Source organism: Saccharothrix sp. NRRL B-16314 (assembly GCF_000716595.1).
In the GTDB taxonomy this organism is placed as follows: Bacteria; Actinomycetota; Actinomycetes; order Mycobacteriales; family Pseudonocardiaceae; genus Actinosynnema.
Window position 1 is genome coordinate 45,171 of sequence record NZ_JNXC01000041.1, and the last position, 8,687, is coordinate 53,857.

5 protein-coding genes are annotated in these 8,687 nt (G+C 71.3%); 2 read left to right on the top strand and 3 right to left on the bottom strand.

Annotation, left to right across the window (positions count from 1 at the left end; genetic code table 11):
- Positions 1–507: 507 nt before the first annotated feature.
- Positions 508–4,143, bottom strand: a complete 3,636-nt coding sequence (locus tag OQ02_RS46855; protein WP_197043652.1) for a glycosyl hydrolase 53 family protein — start codon at positions 4,141–4,143, stop codon at positions 508–510.
- Positions 4,144–4,383: 240 nt separating this feature from the next.
- Here OQ02_RS46855 and OQ02_RS35915 point away from each other — a divergent pair, with 240 nt between their 5' ends.
- On the top strand, positions 4,384–5,436 hold the full coding sequence (locus OQ02_RS35915; protein WP_081916187.1) for a family 43 glycosylhydrolase: 1,053 nt from the start codon (positions 4,384–4,386) through the stop codon (positions 5,434–5,436).
- 54 nt (positions 5,437–5,490) lie between these two features.
- Here OQ02_RS35915 and OQ02_RS41690 read toward each other — a convergent pair whose 3' ends face one another.
- Positions 5,491–6,810 (bottom strand): cellulose binding domain-containing protein, encoded by a 1,320-nt coding sequence (locus tag OQ02_RS41690; protein ID WP_051773222.1) that lies wholly within the window; start codon positions 6,808–6,810, stop codon positions 5,491–5,493.
- A 267-nt stretch (positions 6,811–7,077) separates the two neighbouring features.
- Here OQ02_RS41690 and OQ02_RS35925 point away from each other — a divergent pair, with 267 nt between their 5' ends.
- Positions 7,078–8,139 carry a LacI family DNA-binding transcriptional regulator gene (locus tag OQ02_RS35925; protein ID WP_051773223.1) on the top strand — a complete coding sequence of 354 codons (1,062 nt, stop codon included), beginning with the start codon at positions 7,078–7,080 and terminating at the stop codon, positions 8,137–8,139.
- Between the two features lie 85 nt (positions 8,140–8,224).
- Here the strand turns inward: OQ02_RS35925 and OQ02_RS35930 are convergent.
- Positions 8,225–8,687, bottom strand: a 463-nt coding sequence (locus tag OQ02_RS35930) for an endo-1,4-beta-xylanase (protein WP_033443143.1), incomplete at its 5' end; no start/stop codon positions are given.

Below are 8,687 nucleotides of genomic sequence, written 5' to 3' on the forward strand. Positions count from 1 at the left end.
CGGCCCCTGAGGCGTCGCGGTCGGCCACCGGGGCGTAGGGCGGGCGGTCGGGAGGTTGTCGACGATCCGGTTGCGACGGCTTTCTTCGCGCCTCTCACCACCATCTCCGGAAATGATTTCCCACGGTCGGTGATCTCGAGAGGCTTGATTGCGGAACAGCATTTCCGGTCCGGACGACTCCGGTGGTCCGGGTGAATCGTCAATCCTCGGCCGCGCGTACTCCCGTGGCGGAGTCGTAAATGGGTGGGAACAGCGCTATCGGTCCGCCGGCGGTGGCCGCCGACCGCGTGCCTCCCGCGCCGACCCCCGGTTGGCGCTGGCAGCACCCCTGGTCTCCCACGCGCCGCGCGGCGCCACGACCTGTCGCGCGCGCCGCGCCCACCGGAACGTGACGACCCCTAATAAGCCCATTGAGACGCCGAAAAATCCCGCCCCTGCCCGTCAATCCGCAGCAGGGGAGATGCCCCCGCGCGTGGAATTTTCCGATCGTCAGGACAGTCGTGGGCGCTACCGCCGAACCGTCACCCGGACGTCGCCGCTCGTGCTCGTGCCCGCCGCGTTCAGGAACTCGACGCGGTAGAGGTATGAGCCCGATGCCTTGCCGGAAACCACCAGTTCGGCCCGCTGCGCCCCCGGCGTCGCGGCCGGCAGCGGACCCTCCGACACGGGCAGGCCGTCCTCGAAGAACCGGTACGACGTCGCGTTCGTGCCCCACCACAGGTTCGCGGTGACCTTGTACTCGCCGTCGCGGTCGGTGTTGTCGTGGCTGATCGAGGGCGCCGCAGGGGTCGCCTGCGTCACCTCGACCGTCACCGGCCGCACGGCGGTGCGGCCCTGCGAGTTGACCAGCTCACCGGTGTACGCGTAGGTGCCGTTGGGCTTGCCCGTCACGGCAACGCTCGCGGCCTGGGCGTCGCCGCCGCCGTACGTCAGCGGCACCCGCGCGATGAGCACGCCGTTCTCGTAGAGCCGGAACGCGGTGGCGTTCTCGCCCCGCCACAGGTTCAGCCGCACGGTGTACGCGCCGTCCTGCAGCCCGGTGTCCCAGCCGTTGTCGTGCGAGAGGACGCCCTCTCCGGGCGCCTGGCGGGCAACGTCACGGACGACCAGGTCGGCCACGGCGTCGTCGAGGGCACGGCCCGCACCGTCCACCGCGTCCTGGGACGGCCGGTCGGCGTCGAGCACGATGTGCGCCCGCTCGATCGCGGCGACGAGCGTCGCGCCCGACTCGGGGGTGTGACCGTCGCGGTCGACCCTCTCGGCCTCGACGACGTCGGCAGCGAGCCCGCTGGTGTCGACGTCGGCACCTCCGGCGCGCACCAGGCGCAGGTCGTCGATCGAACCCCACGCGCCGGCGCTCAAGGCGAACGAGGCCGACAGGGTCAACCCACCGTCCGCCCCCACCGACACCGGCGCGGTGGTCGCGGTGCGGAACACCTTCCACCCCGCGAGTTCGAGCGGCACGTCGGCCGAACCGGTGGCGGAACGCGCCGACAGCGTGAGCCTGTCGGACGCGCCGGCGCCCCCGCCCTGCGTCACGGCCGACAGCACGTAGTCGCCCGCCGGGAGACCGGACAGCCGTTGCGCCAGGGTGAACGAGTACGCGGAGTCGAGCCAGAACGACAGCGCGCGCGATCCCTCGGCGGCGGCGTCGGTGTCCTCGATGCGCGTGCCCGGTCCGTCGGTGGTCCACATCGACGTGTCGGCGTTCTCGAAACCGCCGTTGCGGAGCCAGTTGCGCTCGGTGACCGTCACCCGCGCGGTCGCCGCGAAGCCGGCACCGGTGGTGCCGCGAATCGTGTACGCACCGGTCCCCGCGATCCACTCCACCGCCCGGGACCAGGTCACCGGCTGCGCGGCGACGATGCCGTCGTAGGTGGTCACCTCGACCTCGGCGGGCAACCGGACCGGCTCGCCGTCGACGACGGTGACGGCCACCGGTGCGACGGAGGGCGCCGGGGCCTCACCGGCGAGCGAGAGCCCGTCGAAGGCGAGGTCGAGCCGCTGAACGGCACCGGCGACCTGGTCGGCGGAAGGGGCGATAGCGCCGAGCACGACCCGGGCGACCTCGACGGCGCGGTCGAGGGCCGTGAGCGAGGCGTCGGTGAACGCGCCGCGGTCGATCCGCCCGGCGCGGTCGACGAGCGCGTCGAGCGCACCCGTGTCGGCGCCCGGAGGGAGGTGCCGGACGAGTTCGACATCGTCGACGGTGCCCCACGCCGCACCCGGCAGGGTCGCGGCGATCGTCACGGTGGCGGAGCCGCCGGCGGGGACCTCCACGGCCTCCGTCGTGGGCGTCGACCAGTTGCGCCAGCCGGACAGCGCGAACGGGGCGGACCGGGACGCGCCGGTGGAGTTCGCCAGCGTGAGGCGGACGTCGCTCGCCGAGTCTTCGCCGTCGCCTTGGAGTGCGGCGCGTGCCACGTACGAGCCCGCCGTCAGGCCGTCCACGCGTTGCGACACAGTGAAGGCGTATGGCTCGCCGGAGTGGAAGTGCGTGGAGTGCTCTCCGCTGTGCGGGTCGCTGGTCGCACGCACCGTCACGCCCGTTCCGGTGCGGTTCCACATGCCGGTGTCCTCGGCTTCGAAGCCGGGGTTGAGCAGGAAGTTCCGCTGGGCGACGACGACGGCGGCCGACGTCGCGCGCCCGGACGCCGTCACGCCGCCCACCCGGTAGGAGCCCGGACCGGTGATCCACTCCCACGCGTCCGACCAGGTGACGGGCTGCTCCTCCGCGGAGCCGTCGTTGTAGGTGACGGTGACGGTCCCCGGCAGGACGACGGGCGACCCCTCCGGCACGGTCAGCGCCACGGTCTCGACCTCGGTCACCTCGCGCGGCGCCACGGCACCGGTGCGCGCGTACGCGAACACGCGCAGGGACTCCAAGGGCTTGCCGTCCGCGGCGAACAGGGCCTGGTTGTCCCACGCGGAGCCGCCGAACCACTGGCCCGCGTCGTGCGGGTCGTACTCGCCCGCGTAGCTCGACGCCCACCCGGACCCGTGCTGCTCCCACAGCACCTTGTTCGACTCCAGCGCCGACGGCGGCCCGACGGGCAGCCACGCCGGTTCCCAGTAGTAGACGCCGATGCCCGCCGCGCCGACGTCGACGACCGACTGGATCACGTCGCGCACCGCGGTGGCCTGGCCCTGCACGCTCACCGGGTACTGCGTCGCCTCGGACGGCAGGTCGATGACGTTGCCGTGCCCGTCGCCGTCGGCCAGCGTGTGCGCCCAGGACGTCTCCGCGACCACGACCTTCTTGCCGTGGGTGTCGGCGACGTGCTTCAGCGCCGACGTCAGGTTCGCGAGCGTCCCGTGCCAGTACGGGTAGTAGCTGGACGCGAAGACGTCGTAGTCGACGCCGCGCGCCGCGAGTTCCCGCGCGTACCCGGCGTACCGACCGCTCGACTCCGGGTTGGTGAAGTGGACCGCGACGAGGGCGTCCGGCAGCACCGCGCGCACGGCCGCGGAGCCGGCGGAGAAGATCCGCGCCATGCCGTCCCACCCGCTCACGCCCGCGATCGCGTTGTTGGTCTCGTTGCCGACCTGCACCATGCGCACGTCGACGCCCGCGGCCTTGAAGCGCTGGAGCGCGTCGGTGGTGAACCCCTCGACCGCGTCGGCCAGCTCCTCGACCGCCAGGCCCGCCCACGCCTTCGGCGCCTGCTGCTTCGCGGGGTCGGCCCAGAAGTCCGAGTAGTGGAAGTCCACGAGCACCCGCAGTCCCGCGCCGGTCGCCCGCGCACCGATCTCGACCGCGCGCGCGACGTCCGTGGTCCCGCCCCCGTAACCGTTGCCGTCGGCGTCGTACGGGTCGTTCCACACGCGGACGCGCACATCGGTGACGCCGGCTTGGGCCAGCACGGCGAACAGGTCGGCGGGTCGGCCGGCGGTGTCCCGGAACACCACGCCGGAGTCCTCCAGGGCGAGCACCGACGACACGTCGACGCCGTTGATGAAGTCCTCGGGCAGGTTCTCGACCTTGCGGACGACGATCCCCGCCTCGACCGGGCCGTCGTCGGCCGCGGCGGGCGGCGTCGCCAGGACGCACGTGAGCAGCAGCAACACCGCCGACGCCGTTCGCAGCCGGTGAGAGGTGGCGACTCGCATGGCGTTCTCCGAATCGACGGTGATCGGGACCAAGGGCTGTGAACGTACACAACAGTCAAAGATGGTGCTAGAGGCAGTCCTGAAGACCCAGTGTTGGGTTACTTACTGGGAACGTGCACACCCGGTGCCGGGTGGCCGACCGACGCGGCGCGGCGTCGACGGCTGGTCCGTACGGGTCCAATCGCCCTGGCTCCGTCGCCCGGAACCCCATCGGCCAGTTATTTTCTGACTCACCTGCTGCTGCGTTCATAGATCACCGGCGAGGGGTTCGGCATGATCAGGTTCATCTCGGCCGTCGTCGCCGCGTGTGCGGTCGCCGCGACGGTGGTGGCCGGCACCGCGACGGCGGACGACTTCTCGGTCGCCGCCAACGAGTCGACCTTCCCCTTGGCGGACCCGGACACGGTGCTCGCAGAGGACGGCCGCTACGTCACCTACGGCACGACCGTCGGCGCCGGTGTGGGCGACCGCTGCGGTGTCACCGGGAAGCTGTTCGTGCCCGTCCTCGTGCACGGTTCGGGCAGCACGGTCGGAATGTCCGGTTGCGCCGCCGCCGACGCGATGCCTGGCGGGCCGGGATCGTGGGCCGAGGGCAACATCTGGGCGCCGGGCGTGGTGCGCTTCGGTGACCGCTTCTTCATGTACTACACGGCTTCCAAGCGCGGCACGGGGCAGAAGTGCATCGGCCGGGCCGTGTCGGGCAGTGCCCGCGGCCCGTTCACGAGCGCGGGCGGCTGGGCCTGCCCACCGGACGGCCGGTGGGCGATCGACGCCAACCCGTTCGTCGCGGGCGGGCAGCTGCACGTCGCCTACCGGGACGACGCGATCGCCGCGGGCGCGGAGACCGGCATCTCCGTGGTGGCGACCGACGCGAACGGGTGGGCGGTCTGGTCGACCCGCAGGGACGCGTTGAAGAGCACCGACATCACCTGGGACACGAGGGGCACCAGCGGCGGCACGCACGTCGTGGAGAACCCGTCGATGTTCCGCGCCGCCGACGGCGTCTGGTACCTCGCGTACTCGGGCAACAACTGGGACAGCGCCAGGTACTCGACCGGCATCGCCCGGTGCGCCGGCCCGCTACCCGGCTCGCGCTGCACGCCACTCCAGAACGGCGTCGAGCGACCCTACTTCGGGTTCACCGGCGACGGCGGGCTCGACCCGTACCGCGGCCTGCCGGGAAACCACCGCGGCCCGGGCGGCATGGACGTCTTCACCGCGGCGGACGGCACCCACCGCGTCGTCTACCACTGGTGGAACGGCAGCAGCCGCTTCCCGATCACCGGTGTGCTCGCCCGGGACGCCGGAGGTTTCCTCGTCAGGTAGTTCCCGCTTCGGCGTGGTGCGCTTCGGCGGTTTGGTCTCCCGTGGCCGTGCCGATCAAGGGCTCGTGCAGCTGAGCGTGGTCGTCGATGGGGAACCGGTGGCCAGGTAGCCGAACTTCGTCGTGCCGTTGGGGGCCAGCCTCCCGTTCCAGTTCACGTTCTTCACCGACACCGCCGATCCGCTGACGCTGAGGGAGCCGTTCCAGACCTGCGTGACCGACTGCCCGGCGGGGGACGTCCAGCGGGTCGTCCAACCGCTGGTCCCCGCCGCACCGGCGACGATGGTGACCTCGGCCTCGAACCCGCCGGACCAGGAGTTGACCGTCCGGTAGGTCGCGGAGCAGGCGCCGATCGGCGCAGTGGTCGTCGTCGTAGTAGTAGTCGTGGTGGTCGTCGTCGTGGGGCTCGTTCCCTTGTACTGCCCGGCGACCTTCGCCAAGTCGGTACCCCGGCCCTTCATGTAGGACTGGTTGACCCACGCGGTGAACGCCGTCTTGGTGCCCGCCGACGAAGTGCCCGACCACAACTCCTCCTTGTCCTGGTCGAAGTAGTTGACCAGTTTCAGGTCGGGGTAGCGGCCCGAGCCCAGAGCGGCGGACATGTCGTCGACCCACCGCGCCTTGTCGCCGCCGTCTTCGCTCGACCCGACTTCGGCGAGCATCACCGGGCGTTTAGGTGCGATGGCGCGGGCCTTGCCGTAGGCGCTGGAGAACACGGACTCGAAGCTCGTCCAGTAGTTGCCGCCGGGGTCCCACGACGGGGCCAAACCCCAGTTGTAGCCGTCGATCGCGACCCAGTCGACGTAGCCATCACCGGGGTAGGACCGGGCGGGATCGTTGAAGGCGCTGTCGGGGGTGGAGTTGTGGTTGAAGCACCACACCCACTGCACGTTGGTCGCACCCGCCGCGACGACGAGGTCGTGGACGCGGCGGTACGCGCTCACGTACAGCGCGGGGTCGCTGTCGTTGTTGACGATGCCCCAGGGGTACCAGTTGCCGTTGAACTCGTGCCCCCAGCGGACCATGATCGGGGCGCCGACCGAGGCGAACTCCGCGCCGCGAGCCCGGATGTAGCCGTCCCACCTGCCTTCGACGATGTCGCGGAGGTGGATCTGGTTCGGGTCGGCCACGCCGAGAGCGGTGTTCCACGGCTCCCAGGTGTAGTGGGTCATGATCCCCTGGTCCCAGAGGGTCCGCGCGGCGGCGGCGTTGAACGGGTTGCCGGTGGCCCAGCTGTCGAACCACTGGACGCTCGCCGGGGTGACGCCGTAGCGGCTGACCGTGCCCGAGGGGACCTCGGTCGGGCTGGTCTCGCGGAACACGCCGAGGTGCACGGTCGACGGGTCCGCGGCGGCGCTGCCCGAAACGACGGCCAAGGCCGTCCCCAGGAGTAACCCGGCTGCGGCGAGGGCCGAGGCCGTTCGGAAGCGCCCTGACAGGAATCTGCGCGACATGCGTCCTCCGTAGTACGTAGCTGGGAGCGCTCCCAGGCCTTCGCCGGGGAGTGATGTCCGACACGGGGTCGCGACCACCATGGCAAACGAGGGACCGCTACGTCAACGTTCTCTCCACGGAGAGAAATTTTCTCTCGGTGGGCGTCGGCACCGGGTCGCCGCCCACAGGGCACGGCATAGGCTGTCGCCGTGGACGACGCGGGTGTTCGCAAGCGGCGTGAGGTCGGGGTGGTGCACATCGCCGAGCTCGCCGGTGTGTCGGCGTCGACGGTGTCGAAGGTGATCCACGGGCGGACCGGGGTCTCCACCGGGACGCGGCGGCGCGTCGAGGCGCTGATCCGCGAGCACGGGTACCGCAAGGCCGAGAAGTCCGAGGCCGTGCCCATCGTCGAGGTGGTGTTCCAGGCGCTGGACAGTCCGTGGGCGCTGGAGATCGTGCGCGGCATCGAGCACGCCGTGCGGCCCCACGGGCTGGCCGTGACCCTGACCGAGATGGACGGCGCGCACACCCCCGAGAGCACCTGGGCGCGCCAGATGCTGGCCCGCCGGCCGGTCGGGGTGATCGCCGTGTCGACGATGTTCACCGCGCACCAGCTCGCCCAACTCGACAGCCGGGCCATCCCGCTGGTGGCGCTGGACCCGACCGGGGAACCCAGCCACCCGATCGTCTCCGTCGGCGCGGCGAACTGGAACGGCGGCCTGCTCGCCACCCGTCACCTGATCCAGCTGGGCCACCGGCGGATCGGCATGCTGCGCGGGCCCGACGAATTGCTGTGCTGCCGCGCGCGGCTGGACGGCTACCGGGCGGCGCTGGACGAGTTCGGCATCGGCTACGACCCGGACCTCGTCCGCCCGGCGCCGCTGTACTTCGACGGAGGCCGGGACACGGCCGCCGAACTGCTGGCCCTGCCGGACCGGCCGACCGCGATCTTCGCCTCGAACGACCTGCAAGCCCTGGGCGTCTACCACGCCGCCGGCGCGCTCGGCCTGGGCGTACCGCACGACGTGAGCGTGGTCGGGTTCGACGACCTCCCGTTCACCCAGTGGTCCGACCCGCCTCTCACCACGGTCCGCCAACCACTGGCGCAGATGGGTGCCACCGCCGCGGAATTCGTCCTGGCCCTCGCGGGTGGGCAGACCGTCGAGCACGATCGGCTGGAACTGCCGACGAAGCTGATCGTCCGGGGGAGCACCACCGCGCCGCCGACCTCGACCCGCCGACCTCGACCCGCTGACCCGCTGACCCGCTGACCCGCTGACCCGCAAGGCGAACCACCCCCGAACGCGCGGAAGGGCCAGACCCGGTGGTGCCGGGCCTGGCCCCTCACGCTCAGGTTCAGCCGACCTGGCAGGAAACGCTGGGCCAGCTCCAGTTGCCGCCGTGCTGGATGGTGAAGCCGAACGTGTTGCCGTTGCCGTTCGGGCGAGCGACCATCACGTTGCTCGACGGCCACGTGGCGCTGGTGTTCCACGTGGCGATGATCTTCTGGGGCGAGCTGACGGTGACCGTGACGACCCAGTTGTCGGTACCGGAGACGGTGACCTGGCCGTTGAAGCGGTCACTCCACTTCTGACCCTCGGAGTAGGTCGCGGTGCAGCCGCCGGGGTTCGGGTTGCTGGACGTGGTGGTGGTCGGGCCGGTCGGGTCCGTGGTTGGCGTGGTCGTGCCCGTGCCGCTGTTCAGCGCGTTGAGGACCGAGGTGTAGGCGGCCTTCTTGTTGCCCGAGCCGTCGAACAGCAGCGGGGTGCCGGAGGCGCGCCAGGAGTCGGTGTCGCGGATGCCCCAGACGGTGATGCCG